The sequence below is a fragment of the Acidithiobacillus sp. genome (assembly GCF_049965315.1).
GTDB lineage: Bacteria > Pseudomonadota > Gammaproteobacteria > Acidithiobacillales > Acidithiobacillaceae > Acidithiobacillus_B.
The window spans coordinates 33,712-49,540 of sequence record NZ_JBMFWL010000002.1 but is presented as its reverse complement, the minus strand read 5'-3'; the positions used below and the strand labels follow the sequence as shown (position 1 = coordinate 49,540).

The 15,829-nt window shown below is 65.0% G+C and carries 15 protein-coding genes; 8 read left to right on the top strand and 7 right to left on the bottom strand.

Features of this window, described 5'->3' with window-relative positions:
* Positions 1-49 precede the first annotated feature (49 nt).
* The 3 genes from ACP5MM_RS01025 (at position 50) to ACP5MM_RS01015 (ending at position 1,720) form a co-directional block, all read left to right on the top strand.
* Positions 50-406, top strand: a complete 357-nt coding sequence (locus ACP5MM_RS01025; protein ID WP_427930705.1) for a hypothetical protein — start codon at positions 50-52, stop codon at positions 404-406.
* 264 nt (positions 407-670) lie between these two features.
* The gene (locus ACP5MM_RS01020; protein ID WP_427930706.1) at positions 671-1,150 is read left to right on the top strand and encodes a GNAT family N-acetyltransferase; all 480 of its coding nucleotides are present in this window, start codon (positions 671-673) and stop codon (positions 1,148-1,150) included.
* A 243-nt stretch (positions 1,151-1,393) separates the two neighbouring features.
* The gene (locus ACP5MM_RS01015) at positions 1,394-1,720 is read left to right on the top strand and encodes a hypothetical protein (RefSeq protein WP_427930707.1); all 327 of its coding nucleotides are present in this window, start codon (positions 1,394-1,396) and stop codon (positions 1,718-1,720) included.
* Here ACP5MM_RS01015 and murI read toward each other — a convergent pair.
* Genes murI through glgC form a run of 5 tightly spaced genes read right to left on the bottom strand, consistent with a single transcriptional unit; the run spans position 1,692 to position 8,509 of the window.
* Positions 1,692-2,546: a glutamate racemase gene (gene murI / locus ACP5MM_RS01010; protein ID WP_427930708.1), complete on the bottom strand. Its 855-nt coding sequence runs from the start codon at positions 2,544-2,546 to the stop codon at positions 1,692-1,694. The two genes, ACP5MM_RS01015 and murI, sit on opposite strands and share 29 nt — an antisense overlap.
* Positions 2,546-3,496, bottom strand: coding sequence for an ROK family protein (locus ACP5MM_RS01005; protein WP_427933964.1), 951 nt, complete (start codon positions 3,494-3,496; stop codon positions 2,546-2,548). The genes murI and ACP5MM_RS01005 overlap by 1 nt, the downstream gene beginning before the upstream one ends.
* Complete coding sequence (locus ACP5MM_RS01000) at positions 3,489-5,498, bottom strand: alpha-amylase/4-alpha-glucanotransferase domain-containing protein (protein WP_427930710.1); 2,010 nt, start codon at positions 5,496-5,498, stop codon at positions 3,489-3,491. Before ACP5MM_RS01000 ends, ACP5MM_RS01005 begins: the two co-directional genes overlap by 8 nt.
* A 9-nt stretch (positions 5,499-5,507) precedes the next feature.
* Positions 5,508-7,202 (bottom strand): glycoside hydrolase, encoded by a 1,695-nt coding sequence (locus tag ACP5MM_RS00995; protein ID WP_427930711.1) that lies wholly within the window; start codon positions 7,200-7,202, stop codon positions 5,508-5,510.
* A gap of 2 nt (positions 7,203-7,204) precedes the next feature.
* Positions 7,205-8,509, bottom strand: a complete 1,305-nt coding sequence (gene glgC, locus ACP5MM_RS00990) for a glucose-1-phosphate adenylyltransferase (RefSeq protein ID WP_427930712.1) — start codon at positions 8,507-8,509, stop codon at positions 7,205-7,207.
* Between the two features lie 231 nt (positions 8,510-8,740).
* Between glgC and glgB the strand changes: the two genes are divergently transcribed.
* The 4 genes from glgB (at position 8,741) to ACP5MM_RS00970 (ending at position 13,150) form a co-directional block, all read left to right on the top strand.
* On the top strand, positions 8,741-10,894 hold the full coding sequence (gene glgB, locus ACP5MM_RS00985; RefSeq protein ID WP_427930713.1) for a 1,4-alpha-glucan branching protein GlgB: 2,154 nt from the start codon (positions 8,741-8,743) through the stop codon (positions 10,892-10,894).
* Between the two features lie 40 nt (positions 10,895-10,934).
* On the top strand, positions 10,935-11,702 hold the full coding sequence (locus ACP5MM_RS00980; RefSeq protein WP_427933963.1) for a hypothetical protein: 768 nt from the start codon (positions 10,935-10,937) through the stop codon (positions 11,700-11,702).
* A gap of 87 nt (positions 11,703-11,789) precedes the next feature.
* The gene (locus ACP5MM_RS00975; protein ID WP_427930715.1) at positions 11,790-12,242 is read left to right on the top strand and encodes an NfeD family protein; all 453 of its coding nucleotides are present in this window, start codon (positions 11,790-11,792) and stop codon (positions 12,240-12,242) included.
* Positions 12,227-13,150 (top strand): SPFH domain-containing protein, encoded by a 924-nt coding sequence (locus ACP5MM_RS00970; RefSeq protein ID WP_427930716.1) that lies wholly within the window; start codon positions 12,227-12,229, stop codon positions 13,148-13,150. Before ACP5MM_RS00975 ends, ACP5MM_RS00970 begins: the two co-directional genes overlap by 16 nt.
* A gap of 207 nt (positions 13,151-13,357) precedes the next feature.
* Here ACP5MM_RS00970 and pgl read toward each other — a convergent pair whose 3' ends face one another.
* Both pgl and ACP5MM_RS00960 read right to left on the bottom strand, forming a co-directional pair.
* A complete protein-coding gene (gene pgl, locus ACP5MM_RS00965) occupies positions 13,358-14,059 on the bottom strand; it encodes a 6-phosphogluconolactonase (RefSeq protein ID WP_427930717.1) in 702 nt (233 codons plus the stop codon).
* A gap of 38 nt (positions 14,060-14,097) precedes the next feature.
* Positions 14,098-14,796 (bottom strand): VIT1/CCC1 transporter family protein, encoded by a 699-nt coding sequence (locus ACP5MM_RS00960; protein WP_427930718.1) that lies wholly within the window; start codon positions 14,794-14,796, stop codon positions 14,098-14,100.
* Positions 14,797-14,940: 144 nt separating this feature from the next.
* Here ACP5MM_RS00960 and cysM point away from each other — a divergent pair, with 144 nt between their 5' ends.
* The gene (gene cysM, locus ACP5MM_RS00955; RefSeq protein ID WP_427930719.1) at positions 14,941-15,825 is read left to right on the top strand and encodes a cysteine synthase CysM; all 885 of its coding nucleotides are present in this window, start codon (positions 14,941-14,943) and stop codon (positions 15,823-15,825) included.
* Positions 15,826-15,829: the final 4 nt, after the last annotated feature.

Sequence of the window (15,829 nt, the reverse complement as noted above, 5' to 3'; positions counted from 1 at the left end):
CGCAATATATAACAGTGCCAGCGAGAGGTTCTGGTGCCAAGGAGGGGGCGTGAACAGGATAAAAACTTTATGGGTCATAGGATTGCTGCTCGTGCAAAGCGTCTGGCTTTCGCCCGCCGGGGCGAACGAGCTTCCGGCGGGGGTGCTGCGGGCGGGCACTTTGGCCAATCAGAAGCTCGTTCGTGACACCATGGTGGGCGTCGTCGTGCAAGTTTCCCTCCGGGGTTGCGACAAGCCCACGGCGTTTCGTCCCTATGTGCTGGCAATGCCGACGGGGCCGGTCGGCTCCCGGCATTGGGTGGAAGAGTGGGTCGTTTCCGGTTGCAACCGGGAGTACCCGTTGACCATCGATTTCAGCGAGGACGGCTTGGATGCGGCCAATTGGGCCATACGGCCGGGCCGCTGAACAGGCGCAGGCGACGGCCACGAACCCCATAGCCCGGCCGCCCATGGCCGGCTCTCGAGGTATTTCCACTCACATGGTGCACTTTCTGGTGGAGGGATGCGGAGTGCCAGCAAATGCCATTGAGGTGGTGATTGGCAGATTTGCTGGCAACAAGCAACTGCGCGTCAAATCGCCCCTAAGACGCCGGTTATCGTCAAGCAATATGTATCGCGGGAACGGCTTTCCCCCTAAGCACGGGGAATCCCGGCGGTGAGCCGGGACGGCATGGATCAAGAAACGATAATGGATGCAACAATACGAATTACTCCGGCAAACGCTGCGGACATCCCCGCGCTTTGTGCCTTGCTCGACCTCTTGTTTTCCCAGGAAGCAGATTTCAGGAGTGATCGCGAAGCGCAAAGTCGGGGCTTGGCGCGCATCATCGGCAGCCCGGAAGTGGGGCTTATCATGGTGGCCCGTCAAGGCCGCCACCTTGTGGGTATGGTGAATCTTCTCTACACCGTATCCACCGCGCTTGGCGCCCGCGTAGCATTGCTGGAAGATATGGTGGTCGCCCCCGGTGCGCGTGGCTCCGGCGTGGGGTCGCGGCTCCTTGAGCAAGCCATTCAATGCGCGCGGTTGAAGGGGTGCAGGCGCATTACTTTGCTCACCGACCGCGCCAATGAGCCGGCGCAACGCTTTTATCAAAGACACGGCTTTGGTTTTTCCGCCATGATTCCTCTCCGCCTTTCACTGGGTGAATAGCGCGCCATGAAGCAGAGCCCCCAACCCCGGTGGCGGTGTTGGCCGAAACGGGCCAGCGGGGATGGCGTTTTTGGGCACCCCGGGGCCATCCGGGGCGGGAGGGCCTTTCCCTAGCGCGGGAATGAATCTTGCCTATATTTTCTTTGGGCTTGCACTCTTTGGTGATCACGCTATGACTAAAGAATGCCCCAGGAAACGGCAGGCATAAAAGCATCGTCCACATCAGGTCAGGAGGAGTCTTCCATGAAGCGTATCATCACCACCATCACCACCGTCGTCGGCCTCTTGCTGGCCGGCTCCGCTTTTGCGGCCACGGCTGGCGAAGCCGGGCAGGCCATTGCCGCCGCCAAGGCGGCCATGGCCAAAACGGCCGCGGTCCATTATCAGTGGACGGCTACGCCCAAGTTTTTGAAGGAGGCCGAGGCGGCAGAGCAGGCCGGCAAATATGACGAGGCCGTCGCCAAGGCCAAGCATGCGGAGGAGTTGGCCCAATTGGCCTATGCCCAGGGCGAGGAGCAGGCCAAAAAAGTGGGGGTGAAGCTCACCGATCAGGGCGTGCAATTGAACTGAGGCGCGGCTGGTCAGGATCCGGCCGCGCCGGATGGACGGGCAGGATCGCAACCTCGCTGCGGGCCAGGAGGTCCGTGGCGAGTCGCGTCTTGCTCGCATTGTCGCTGGTGAAATGGAAGTGGACGCGGGCACCGGGGGGCAGCGCCGGGGCCTCCGTCGGCAGCGGTCCCAACTGCAGACGCCGCCATAATTGCCGGGCGACGCCGTCATTGCCGTCCACAATGGCCACGCCAGCGCCCAAGGCTGCTTGAATATGGGCGTCGATCCAGCAGTAGTGGGTGCAGCCCAGGACCACCGCCCGGGGTGTTTCCCGCAGTTGGGGGAGGAGATATCGTTCCAGGTACGCCCGGACGCTGCTGTCCAGTGGCGATCCTTGGGATTCGACGATTTCCATGAGCCCCGGGCAGGCGATGGCCTGCACCCGCTCGCTGGCTCCCGGCAGGCGGGAGAGCAGGGCGCGCAATTTCCCTCCGCTCACCGTCAGTTGGGTGGCGAGGAGGAGGATGCCGCCCTCCGGGTGGGCATCCAAGGCCTTTTTCACCGCCGGTTCGATGCCGATGATGGGGACCTGGGCGCGCTCCCGCAAAGGTGCTACGGCGGCGCTGGTGGCGCTGTTGCAGGCCAGAACCACCGCATCGGCACCGGCGGCGATGAACCAGTCATAGGCATAGCGGGTAAGGCGCAGGACCGCGTCGGGGTCCTTGTCTCCATAGGGGGCGTTGGCGGTATCGCCGTAAAAGAGATATTCGGCATCGGGCAGGCGGCGCAGGCAGGCCAGGAGGGTGCTGAGGCCGCCAATACCGGAGTCGAAGATGCCGATGCGCATCAGCCTCCTCCTTGCCTGGCCGCCGCCAGCAGGGCCGCGCCGCGCATGCCGGCCTGGTCGTCGCCGTTGCCGCGCCGGAGGTCCACCGTGCCGCGCAGGACCGGGATGAGGTCGGCTTCCAGCCGCTCCTGGAGGACCGGGGCAAAGCAATCCCAGGCGGCGCTCATGCCGCCGCCGAGGCGGAGCACGGAGACGTCCAGCACCTTGAGCAGGTGCGCCAGGGCCTGGCCCAGGGTATTCCCGGCCAGAGCGAAGGCCGCCCGGGCATCGGCGTTGCCTTCCCGGGCCAGTTGGGCGATGACCGGCAGGGCCGGTGCATGGCCGGTGCGCTCGGTATAGCTGAGTCTGACCCCGGTGGCCGAGGCGTACTGCTCCAGGCAGCCCTGGTTGCCGCAGCCGCAACGCCGCCCCCCCGGCACGACAATGAGGTGCCCCACTTCCATGGCGGCGCCATGGGCGCCCCGCCAGGGCTGGCCGTGGAGGATGAAGCCCCCGCCGACCCCGGTGCCCAGCCCCACATAGAGGAGGTGTTCCAGACCCGGCTGACGGCCGCGTTCCCGCACGAATTCGCCGAAGGCCGCGGCATTGGCATCGTTCTCCACCAGGACGGGCAGGCCGCAGCGCTCCTGCAGGGCCGCGCCCAGGGCCAGATGGTGCAAGCCCGGCAGATTCGGTGATTGCAGGAGGGTGCCGTCACCCTGGATAAAACCGGGAAAGGCGATTCCCACGCCCCAGAGTTGCGGGTGCCGCTGCCTTATCTGGGCAATGGCGGCGGTCAGGATGTCGAGTACGGCGCTCTCGGCGGCGGCGCTGCTTTCGGCGCGCAGGCAGCGCTCGCGCAGGTGGGCCTCCACGCGCAGGGTGTCCACGCAGTCCCCTCCACGGAATATCCCGAGGCGCAGATTGGTGCCGCCTACATCCATTCCCAGGATCAGTCCGCCTTCAGGCATGGACTTTGGCCTCCATGCGGATGCGCAGGGGATAGGATTTGCCCGCAGGCACGCGCCAGCGCAGTTCCAAGGCCAGGGCCTGCATGATCTTTTCAAAGCCCGCTTCGGACTGGGACACCGTCAGATGGGGTGCGGCCTGCCACTGGACGGGCGGGTCGAAATGAAAATGCAGCTCGCCACCCAGGACTTCGTCCTGCAGGGTGATCTCCCGGGCTTCCCCCTGGTGGGCGCTGCCGAAACCGCCGAGGAGCCTGCCGTCGGCGAAGATCCGTCCGGCCGGCCCGTCACAGCAGGGCATGGCGAGGTGGAGGCGGGTGGTGAAGGTCTGCTGCCCCTCGCCCTGGGCAGCGCTGAGGCCATAGTCGACGATGAGTCGCTGTCCCTCCAGGGTGTAGGTCTTGGTGACCGTGCAGCCTGCCGCGGCGCCGGTGAAGCGGGGCCACTCGCTGGCTGCCGCCTCCGCGTATTCCACGGCGGTCGTGTCCACCCAGTCGAGAAAGCTCTGGCAGGGGCTGGTATCGGGGACGAGGTCCGCCAGGCTGATGGTGCTCTTATAGCTGACGCGGTCATGGGCCGAGGCGATGCCGCTGCCGTTGTGCTCGCTGCCGGTGGCGCCATTGCGGATCTTGTCGTAGTAGGACTCGTCGCGCCGCGCCAGGGTATCGCCCAGGTTGTGGTGCAAGGCATACAGATCCCATTCCACCACGGCTGCCGTGGGGGCGGGGCGGATGATGAGCTGCATGAAGCCATTGTGATAAAAGAGCTCCGGGGCGCCATCGAGATCGACATCCAACTCCTGCACGGCAGGCCGCGGCTGCACTTCGTCGAGCATGGCCTCCAGACGGACAATGGCGTTGTAGACGGCGCGGCGCAGATGGGGCAGGTAGATGCCGCCAAAGAGGCCATGCCAGTAGGCATCGTTGGCCTGGGCCTCATGGAGCGCCTGGCGCATGTCGCCGCTCTGCTGTTTTTTGGCCAGACCATGAAAACGCTGGGAGAGCAGCATCATGCGCTTGTGCATCCAGTTGGATTCGGGGTAGCGGGTGAGAAAATTCTTCCAGATGCCGCCGCGAATCAGCGGCTTGCGCTCGGCAAAACGGCCCGCCGCCTTTTCCTGCTCGACGAGGCCGGCATAGGCGCGTGCCGCCCCTGCGGGCAGGGTCCATTCGTTCATTTCGCTGTAGGACACCGTAGGCAGATAGATGACCCCCTGGGGGCGATGGCCGCGCAGGTAGTCCTGGTAGCGCAGCGGCTCGATGCACGGCGAGGCGAGCACCTGGCGCAGAAACTGCTCCAGCCAGCCCTTTTCGTAGACCCAGGCATAGGTTTCTGGCCAGACCCCGAATTTTTCGATGTCATCGAAATAGATGGCCGCGCCCCCGGGGTGGGTCTGGGCCAAGCCCTCCAGGTAGGCGACGGCGGCGGCGGCCTCGGAAAAGGGCAGGCGATAGCGCAGCGCTTCGGAGATGGGGAAGACGTCGATGACCTGGCCGTTTTCTTCCGTGCGATGGAAGCAGTTGAGCTGGCTGGCGTCGGCGCCGGCGCAGAGAAAGTGATAATCGTCCACCATGACATAGCGGATGCCCGCCTCCACCAGGGCCGGTACGACCGAGGGGTCCCAGACCCGTTCCGTGAGCCAGGCGCCCAGGGGGCGTTGCCCTAGCTGTTTTTCCATGCGTTCGGACATGGCATGGATCTGCTCCACCCGGTCCACATGGGGGATGGCAGCCAGGACCGGCTCGGTGTCCCCGGCGCCCACCAGTTCGGCCTGTCCGCGGGTCACCATCGCCTGGAGCAGGGCCAGGGTGACGGCGTGGTGTTCGGCCAGATAACCCAGCAGCCAGCCGCTGATATGAATGGCAAAGGGAAACTCGGGGATGCGGTGCAGCGTTTCGAGGAAGGGGTGGTAGCAGCGGGCTACGGCATCATCAATGACATGGGGGAAATTGCCGACCGGCTGGTGGGCGTGAACACCAAGGAGCAGCTGGGTACAGGGGGGCATTCGCTTTCCTTATGGGGTGGTGCGGCGCATGGTGCCGGCGGCTGCTGCCGGTGCACCGCCTTGGCTGATGGGAGTGTCGAGGGTGCGGGGCGCCGGCATGCCGATCAATCCGTAGAGCTTGCGCAAGTTGGCCCGATACAGTTCATCGAAGTCGCGCACGGCTGCGGCGGGATTGTAATCGCCAAACCACCAGAACCAGTCGGAGCCTTCGCAGACTCCGAGCTGGCGGAGGATGAGTTCCTGCTGCGCCGGATCAAAGCGGGTAAGCCGCTGATCCACCGCCTGCTTGGCAGCGCAGAGGAGGTCCCAGGCGCGGTTCTTGGCGCTATCGCCGATCCAGGTGCTGAAATTGCCGTAGACCCAGCTTCCCGCCACCAGATGCGGGAGGGTTTCGGGCTGGGCATCATGGTGGGCCAGGTAATCGGAAAAAGTGCAGAGTTGGATATGGGGGTGGTTGGAAAGCACCTTGTAGAGTTCCGAGAGGAAGTAATAGCCATTGTAGGGGTAGTATTCCCAAGCGTTTTCGCCATCAAGAATGATGCTCACCACCGGGGTGCCCTGTCCTTCCGTGCGTCGCCAGATCTCCTCCAGGCGATGGACGAAATCCCCCACGGCATCGTGGCCAAACCATTTCTGGTAATCAAAGCCGATGGCATCCGAAAGCGCATCATCGCGAAAGAAGAGAGCAGGACCGCCGCTGGGGAGGCGGTAGGCACGGTAGAGATACTGCCAGCGTTCCCGGGCCGGCTCGTCATCGGCGGCGGTGCGCAGGCTATGGGCCAGGACGCCTTCTCCGGTGGCGGTCCAGCCGATGCCGGCCTCGCCCAGCACCTGGACAAAGGCCTCGGAAACGCCGCCCTCGGCAGGCCATTGCCCCCCGGCGGCGAGGCCAAAGCGCTGTTGATGGGCCGCCAGCGCACGGTCCACGTGCCAGCGCGCCCGCACCGCCCCGCCGGGATAACCCTTGCTTTGGGGCAGGGGGCAGTCGGGCAGGCTCTCGCGCGCCGCGCCAAAGTCCATGAGCAGGGGGCCGATGGGATGATCGTAGGGGGTGGTGGACAGCTCGATGCGCCCGGCCTCGGCCAGCCGCCGATAACGGGGGATGAGATTGTGGATGAGATCGCCCAGCAGGCGCAGAAGCTGCTGGCGGTCTTCCCGGGTAAAGCCCCGCCCCTTGGCCAGCATGGCCTGGATGAAGGGGCTGCCGCGACGCACGGTCTCGCCCGTCCAGGCGAGGTGATACCACATGACCAGATCCGCCAGGTACTGGACGGATAGGTAATCCGCCATCTCCTGGACGTCAATCTGGATATGCTGGTACAGGTCATAGAGGCGGCGGTAATCCGGGAAGGGATTGAGCATGTGTTCCTGATCGAGGCGGAAGCATTGATGCAGGAGGCTGTGGCGGGCTGCGGGGGTGAGGGTTTTGAGGTCATCGGCCGCCAGCGCCGCCAGCAGGCCATCGCGGAACTGGCCGCTGCGGAATTGTTCGCCGTAGTCTTCCAACTGCTCGATGAGGGTGGGTACAAAATTGAAGACGGCCCGTGCCAGGGGGTTCTCCTCCAGATGCGCCACCATGTCGGCGTAGTCCTTGCACGCATGCAAATAGGTCCAGGGCAGGATGTAGTGGCCATCGGCGCCCCGGTAATCGGGCTGGTGCATGTGCCAGCAGAAGATGACGTGGAGGGCGCGGGCGGGCTGCATGGCTAGCGCACGAAATGCAACTGCTGGCCCAGCAGTTCGGGGGTGATGAGGGTGACGCCGTGGGGCGTGCGATGAAAGCGCCGGGCATCCTCCGCCGGGTCTTCCCCCACCACCAGCCCCGCGGGGATGATGCTGCCCTTGTCCACGACCACCTTGCGCAAGCGCGCCCCCTCCCCCATGCGCACGTTGGGCAGGATCACCGAATCCTCCACCAGGGTGTCGCCGTCGTTGACGCGCACGTTGGAAAAGAGGAGGGAACGGCGCACCGTCGCGCCGCTGACGATGCAGCCGCCGGAGACGATGCTGTCGAGGGCGACGCCCCGGCGGCCGTCATCGTCAAAGACGAATTTGGCTGGCGGGAGTTGTTCCTGGAAGGTCCAGATGGGCCAGCGGCTATCGTAGAGGTCGAGGTCCGGGGTGACGTGGACGAGGTCGATATTGGCCGCCCAATAGGCGTCCACGGTCCCTACATCGCGCCAGTAGCAGCGCGATGAGCTTTCGGAACTGGTGATGCAGCTATTGCGGAAGCGGTGGGCCATGACGCGGTAACGGGGCACCATGTAGGGGATCAGATCCTTGCCGAAGTCGTGGCTGGAGTTCTTGCTGTCGGCGTCGCGGATCAACTGCTCGTAGAGGAATTCGGTGTTGAAGACATAGATGCCCATGCTCGCCAGGGCGCGCTCGGGGTTGCCCGGGCTGGGGGTGGGATCCTGGGGTTTTTCCGTAAAGGCCGTCACCCGGTCTTCGTGGTTGACGGTCATCACGCCAAAGGCCTTGGCCTCTTCGAGGGGCACTTCCAGGCAGGCCACGGTCATGTCCGCCTGGCTCTGCACATGCTCCGCCAGCATTTGGCCGTAGTCCATCTTGTAGATATGATCGCCGGCGAGGATCACCACATAGCGCGGTTTGTGGGCGCGGAGGATGTCGATGTTCTGGAAGATGGCATCGGCGGTGCCCTGGTACCAGCCGGTATTCATGCGCTGCTGGGCGGGGAGGAGTTCGACGAACTCGCTGAATTCACCCCGCAAGAATCCCCAGCCGAGCTGCACATGACGGATGAGGCTGTGGGCCTTGTACTGGGTGAGGATGCCGATGCGGCGAATCCCGGAATTGAGGCAGTTGGAAAGGCAAAAATCAATGATGCGGAACTTGCCGCCAAAGGGTACGGCGGGTTTGGCCCGCCAGTCGGTGAGCGCCCCCAGACGGCTGCCCCGCCCTCCGGCCAGTACCAGCGCCAGGGTATTTTTGGTGAGGTTGCTGACAAAGCGCGGTGAGTTGGATACCCCGCTGTTTCCCTCGGTCGCCATGAACTGTCTCCTTGCGTGCTATCCTTGTGACTGCAGTATAGTGAAAAACGGCGTCGTCGAGATTCCTCCACTGCCGGGCCCTTGCTGCGTGGCTCTTGCCGTCGGGGCATGATCTGGGCTAGAAATGATAGTCGAATATCGGTTTTGAACTGGCAGTTTTAAAGTAGCTGAACTGCGGCCCCCGTAGCAAGTCGCAGAAGGACCCTATCCGTCGACAAAGGACTCCCACGTATGCCCAACCAAGACATCACCGCCATCCTTGCTGCCCGACATCATGATCCCTTTGCCTGGCTGGGCCAGCACGAGGAGGGGGGGCAGGCCGTGCAGCGGGTCTTTCTGCCAGGGACGCAGGCGGCCTGGATCGAGACCCCGACGGGCTGGGAGGCGATGCAGCGCGTGCATGACGACGGCCTCTTCGTCCATCAGGGCGGCCCCCTGCCCATCCCCTATCGCCTGCGCTGGCAGGACGCGCGGGGCAGCCATGAGCGCCACGATCCCTATGTGTTCTGGCCGGTGCTTGGCGATCTGGAGGTCTATCTCTTTGGGGAAGGACGGCTCTACGAGGCCTACCGCCACCTGGGTGCCCATCTGCGCCGGCAGCAGGAGGTGGACGGCGTCCTCTTCGCCGTCTGGGCCCCCAATGCCGAGCGGGTCAGCGTGGTTGGGGATTTCAACGGCTGGGACGGCCGCGCCCACCCCATGCGCGTGCGCGGCGGCAGCGGGCTCTGGGAACTCTTTCTCCCGGATCTGGGGGCCGGCGAGCTATACAAGTTCGAGATCCGCCACCGCGACTCCGGGGCCGTCTTCGTCAAGACCGACCCCTACGCCAGCGCCTTCCAGCTCCGCCCCAGCACCGCCGCGCAAGTCGTGGACAGCCGGTACCAGTGGCAGGATGGCCCGTGGATGCAGGAGCGCCCGCAGCGGGACTGGCAGCATGCCCCCATCAACTGCTACGAGGTCCATCTCGGTTCCTGGCAGCGCGGCGCCGATGGTGCCTTCCTCAATTACCGCGAGCTGGCCGCCCGGCTCATTCCCTACTGTCAGGACATGGGCTACACCCATCTGGAGCTCATGCCCGTCATGGAGCACCCCCTGGACGAATCCTGGGGCTATCAGGTGAGCGGTTACTTCGCTCCCACCAGCCGCCATGGCACGCCCGACGACTTCCGCGCCTTCGTCGACGCCTGCCACCAGGCCGGGCTCGGCGTCCTCCTCGACTGGGTTCCCGGCCACTTCCCCAAGGACGACTGGGGGCTGGCCCGCTTCGACGGCACCCCCCTCTACGAACATGCCGACCCCCGCGAAGGCGAGCACGAGGACTGGGGCACCTACATCTTCAACTACGGGCGCAACGAAGTGCGCGGCTTTCTCCTCGCCAACGCCTGTTACTGGGCCGACTGTTTCCACGTCGACGGCCTGCGGGTGGATGCCGTCGCTTCCCTCATCTACCGCGACTACTCGCGCAAGGCCGGCGAGTGGATCCCCAACCAGTACGGCGGCCGTGAAAACCTCGAAGCCATCTCCTTCCTCCGCGAGATGAACATCATCCTCAACGAGCGCCAGCCCGGCATCCTCACCATCGCCGAAGAGTCCACCGCCTGGCCCATGGTCTCCCGGCCCACCTACGTGGGCGGGCTCGGCTTCTCCATGAAGTGGAACATGGGCTGGATGAACGACACCCTCGCCTATCTCCGGGAAGACCCCATCCACCGCCGCTATCATCACAATGAACTCACCTTCAGTCAGCTCTACGCCTACACCGAGAACTTCGTCCTGCCCCTGTCCCATGACGAGGTCGTGCATGGCAAGGGCTCCCTGCTGGACAAGATGCCCGGCGACACCTGGCAGCGCTTTGCCAACCTGCGCCTGCTCTTCAGCTACCAGTGCGCCCACCCCGGCAAGAAACTCAACTTCATGGGCAACGAATTCGGCCAGGGCCGCGAGTGGGACTGCGGCCGGGGCCTCGATTGGTGGCTGCTGGAACGCGACTGGCATCAGGGCATCCAGCGCCTTGCCCGGGATCTCGCCCGCTGCTACCGTACCCTTTCGCCGCTGCACGATCAGGATTTTCAAGGGGAAGGCTTCGCCTGGATCGACTGCCACGATGCCGAGCAATCGGTGCTGAGTTTTTTGCGTCGGGACCGGCAGGGCGATTTTGTGGTGGCCCTGTTCAACTTCACCCCGGTACCGCGGGAGCACTACCGCATCGGCGTCCCCCAGGCCGGTACCTATCGCGAGGTCCTCAACAGCGATGCCCCCGCCTATCACGGTTCCGGCGTCGGCAATGGACCCCAAGCCGCCCAGGACAGACCCTGGATGGGCCTGCCCTATTCCCTGGAACTGACCTTGCCGCCCCTGGCGGCGCTTTTTCTGACGCGGGCTTGATTGCGGCGCTTGGCCAAAACGGATAGAGGAGCAGATTGTCATGACATTACATCTTCCCCACTGGTTCGGTGACCGGGATCATCGCCTGAGCCGGCATGCCGAGGCCCAGCGGGCCGTGGCGCAGGGAATGGACCTGGAGCTGCGCAAACTCGGCGATGGCCTGGACGTGGACATGGCCTGGCTGGCCACCTTGCGCGCGGCCGTGGCGGGTTTGCAGGGCAAGGGTGCGGGGGCGGAGCAGTCCCGGGTGTGGCGCGATACGGTAGCTACCTGGGATGGGCGCATGGCGCAGGCCGAAGCCGGCGGCAAGGAGTCCCTGGAGGACTATCTCGCCACCCTGGCGGCGCGTCTCGACCACGAGACCGAAGTGCTTGTGGACAAACGCCAGCGTCTGATCGCCCTGCGTTCCGGTCTGCGCGCGTTACGGTCTATACTGAACGAGGAAATCGCCCTGGCGCAACCGCAAGGGGAGTCTCTGGCCGAAACCACCGCCTTTCTGGCCGCGCGCTTCGGGACACCCTGGGCGGCGGGCTGCAATACCGGCTTGGCGGCCATCGTCGCGGCCCTGGCCGAGCATTTCGGCGGCGATCATGCCCGGGCGAGGAGCACGGTCAGTCTCCTCGCCGAGGCCGGATATCTGCGCCATCAACGCCAGGTCCACGGGGCAACCTTGACCTTTCTCCCCGGGGAGAGCGAGTTGAGCGAGGCGGACCCCTGCCTGCGGGAGCCCACCTTTGACCAGGATGGCCAGCAGGATTCGGGGATGTGGGTTTTTGGCCAGGAAGCGGTGCCGAGCAGGGATCAGTAGGGCCTGCCGGAGCGAAAAACACCCGCGCCGGCGGCCCTGTTCAGGCTCATTGGTCCCAGTGCAGTATCCTTGACGAAGGGGGCGCCCATGCTTTTCGTGTTTCTGGTGATCGCCCTGGCCTGCGCGGTGCTGGAACTTTTTACGGGCACCTTTTATCTGGCGGCGGTGGCGGTGGCTGCCTTGCTCACGGCCATTGGCGGTCTGTGGCTGCCGCCGGACTTACTGCACTGGCTCTTTTTTGCCCTCTGCATCGTATTGCTGCCGGCGGGGATGCTGCTGCGTCACCGCCTGGCCGCAAACACCCGGGAACTGGCCGATTTTGATGTGGGCCAAGCGGTGACCATTGTGTCCGGTCCGGGACCGGATGAACACTTCCTGGTGACCTATCGCGGTTCGGAATGGTCCGCGGTGGTGGACGAGGGGCCCTTGCCTTGCCCCGGCAGTAGCGCCGTCATCCTCAAGAAAACCGATAATCTCCTGCATCTGCGGGTGAACCCCCAAGAGTCCCCTACCCTGGAGTCGCCATGTCCTCGTTCATAGTCATTCTGCTGGTCCTCATTGGTGGTTTTGCCATTCTGCGCACGGCGATCCGCGTCGTTCCCCAACAGCGGGCCTGGATCGTCGAGCGCCTGGGCAAGTTTGACCGGGTCCTGTCGCCGGGCCTGAATTTCATCATTCCTTTCGTCGATCGGGTGGCCTATCGCTTTGACATGCGCGAGATCCCCACGGAAGTGCCGGCCCAGGTCTGCATCTCCCTGGACAATACCACCCTGACCGTGGACGGCATCCTCTATTTGCAGATTACCGATGCGGTGAAGGCCGCCTACGGCTCCAGCAATCCGTTCACGGCCGTCATGCAGCTTTCCCAGACCACCATGCGTTCGGAGATCGGCAAGCTGCACCTGGATCAGGCCCTGTCCTCGCGACAGATGCTCAATGCCGCGGTCGCCAATGCGGTGGACGAGGCGGCGGTCAATTGGGGCGTCAAGGTGCTCCGTTACGAGATCAAGGATATCACCCCGCCCCAGGAGATCCTGCATGCCATGGAACTCCAGATTACCGCGGAGCGGGAAAAGCGCGCCCTGATTTTTCAATCCGAAGGCCAGCGGCAGCAGCAGATCAATACCTCCGAAGGCCAGCGCCAACTGGAGATCAACGTGGCTGACGGGCGGCGGCAGGCGGAGATTTTACGTGCCCAGGGCGAGGCCCAGGCCATCGAACTGGTGGCCAACGCCACCGCCACCGCCATTCGCGTCGTCGGCGCAGCGGCCAACGAACCGGGCGGGATCGAGGCCCTGCAGATGCAGTTGGCCAAGGATTTCATTGAAAAATGGGGCAATCTCGCCAAGGCCGGAACCACCCTGGTGATTCCGGCCGATCTGGGCAATATCGGTGCCGTGGTGGGGACGGCCCTGGAGATGGTCAAGAAAAGCGGCGGGCGCGCCTGAGCGTTGCTGCATCTTGATGGTGGTTGGCGGGGATGCTTTTTGCTCCGGCGGCCCGCGCCTGTTGTTCTACGGCTCATCCCGCTGGCGGTTGAAAACTCGCCCTGCGGGCTCAAACAGTTCGCCTGCCGGGCGCGGGATTTCGCCTAGAACAACGACGGCTTGGGCCGAAGTCGCGGCAAAACATCCCCGCCAACCACCATATCCCGCTTACGTTTCTGGCCAGGCTGCCGCGTCCAGCCATACCGTGGCCCCCACGCCCACCCGCGCGGCGGGGATATCCTCTCCCCGCCGCCAGGCCGCCAGGGCGTCGCGTTTGCCGCTGCCGGTGGCGAGGAAGAAAAGCTCGCGGCTCCGCCGGAGGCGCCAGGCGCTGAGGGAAACCCGCTCGGCGGGGGCCTTGGGGGCGTTGTGGACGGCGAGCACCGCGGGCGTTGCCGGATCCAGGCCCCAGGGCTGGCCGGGGAAGAGGCTGGCCGTATGGCCGTCCTCGCCGATCCCCAGGAGGACGAGGTCGAAGCGCTGCGGGGGAAGGATGGCCGCGTAGGCCGCGGCGGCCGCCTCCGCCCCCGTTTCGGCGGGAATGTCATGGATCTGGGCGCGGGGGATGGGCACCTGTTGCAGCCAGACGCTTGCCGCCATGCGGCTGTTGCGCTGGGGGGCTTGGGGCGGGAGACAGCGCTCGTCGCCATGGTAGATGTGCCAGGCGTCCCAGCGCCCTCCCCGGGAAGCGAGGGCGGCGTAGACCCGCTGCGGCGTATTGCCGCCCGCCAGGACCAGGTGAAAGGCCCCGCGCGCGGCGATGGCCGCGTCGGCCATGCGGGCAATGGCGCGGGCGAGGTGCCGGGCAAGGGCCTCGGCATCGGGGTGGATATGCCAGGATGGCGCCCCGCGGATCGCTTCAGTGCTCATCGCTGCTGTCCTGGAAAGCGCAACATGCCGAACCGGGGTTAGAGGCCGACATGGCCCACCAGGGTCCCTACCCCGGTGGTGACCAGCATGGAGATGGCGCCCCAGAAAGTCACCCGCAGGGCACCGATCCCCGGGGCTGCGCCTCCCGCCCGGGCCGCCAGGGCGCCGAGCAGGGCCAGCAGGATGATGGCGCTGCCGAAGATGCCGGGGAGGATCCAGACCGGCGGCGTGAAAGCCGCCGCCGCCAGGGGCACGATGGCGCCGGTGGCAAAGGCGGCGGCGGAGGCCAGGGCGGCCTGGATGGGCCGCGCCGCCGCCATTTCCGTCAAGCCCAGTTCATCCCGTGCATGGGCGCCCAGGGCGTCGTGGGCCATGAGCTGCTCTGCCACCCGTTCGGCCAGGGCCGCTTCCAGGCCGCGCTGTTCGTAAATGCCCGCCAGCTCGCGTAGTTCGGAATGGGGATTTTTCGCCAGTTCGCGCTTTTCGGCTTCGAGATCGGCGCGCTGGGTATCGGCCTGGGAACTCACGGAGACGTATTCGCCGGCGGCCATGGACAGGGCGCCGGCGATGAGTCCGGCCACACCGGCCAGCAGGATCTGATGATGGTCGGCCTGGCCTGCCGCCACGCCGGTAAGGAGGCTGGCCGTGGACAGGATGCCATCGTTGGCCCCCAGAACGCTGGCCCGCAGCCAGCCGATATTTTCATGCTTATGATGCTCGTGGTGGATGGCGGTCATGGATTCCCTTGCCCTTGTTTCCAGGCAAGAAGCATATACCGGTTGATGCCAAGAGAGAAAACTATAACATGGAACCATGGTGGTCTGCGCAGGAAGATCGGGGCACCGTGCGACAATGGGGCAAGAGGCTAGGGAGGAGGAGAGATGTTCAGTTTGGAAGAACTGGTGGGCAATACGCCGCTGTGCCGCTTGCAACGGATCGCCCCGAAAAAGACGGTGCAGATTCTCGCCAAGCTGGAGGGCAACAACCCCGGCGGCTCGGTGAAGGATCGCCCCGCCCTGAACATGATTCGTCGTGGCCTGGAGCGGGGCACCCTGCGCCCCGGCATGCGCCTGGTGGAGCCCACCAGCGGTAATACCGGCATCGCCCTGGCCATGGTGGCGGCCATGCAGGGGCTCAGGATGACCCTGACCATGCCCGAGAACATGAGTATGGAGCGGCGCCAGGTGATGCGCGCCTATGGCGCCGATCTGGTCCTGACCTCCGAAAAAACCGGCATGGAGGGGGCCATCGACCAGGCGCGGCAGATGGTGGCGGCCGGAGAAGGAATCATGCTCGACCAGTTTTCCAATCCCGACAACCCCGAGGCCCATTATCTCGGCACCGGCCCCGAGATCTGGCGCGATACCCGGGGAACGGTGACGCATTTCGTGTCGGCCATGGGGACCACGGGCACCATCATGGGTACGGCGCGCTATCTGCGTGAGGTGCAGCCGGCCATCGGGATCATCGGGGTGCAGCCGACGGAAGGGGCGCGGATCCCCGGTATCCGCCGCTGGCCCCAGGAGTACCTGCCGCGGATTTACCATCCGCAAGAAGTGGATCGCATCATCGACGTATCCCAGGACGAGGCAGAGGAAATGACCCGTCGTCTGGCGCGGGAGGAGGGTATCCTGGCCGGGATCTCCTCGGGCGGCGCGGTGGCGGCGGCCCGGCGTCTGGCGACCACCCTGGAAAGGGGGGTCATCGTGGTCATCATTTGCGATCGGGGGGAACGCTATCTCTCTACGGGTGTTTTTCCGGCCTAGCCGA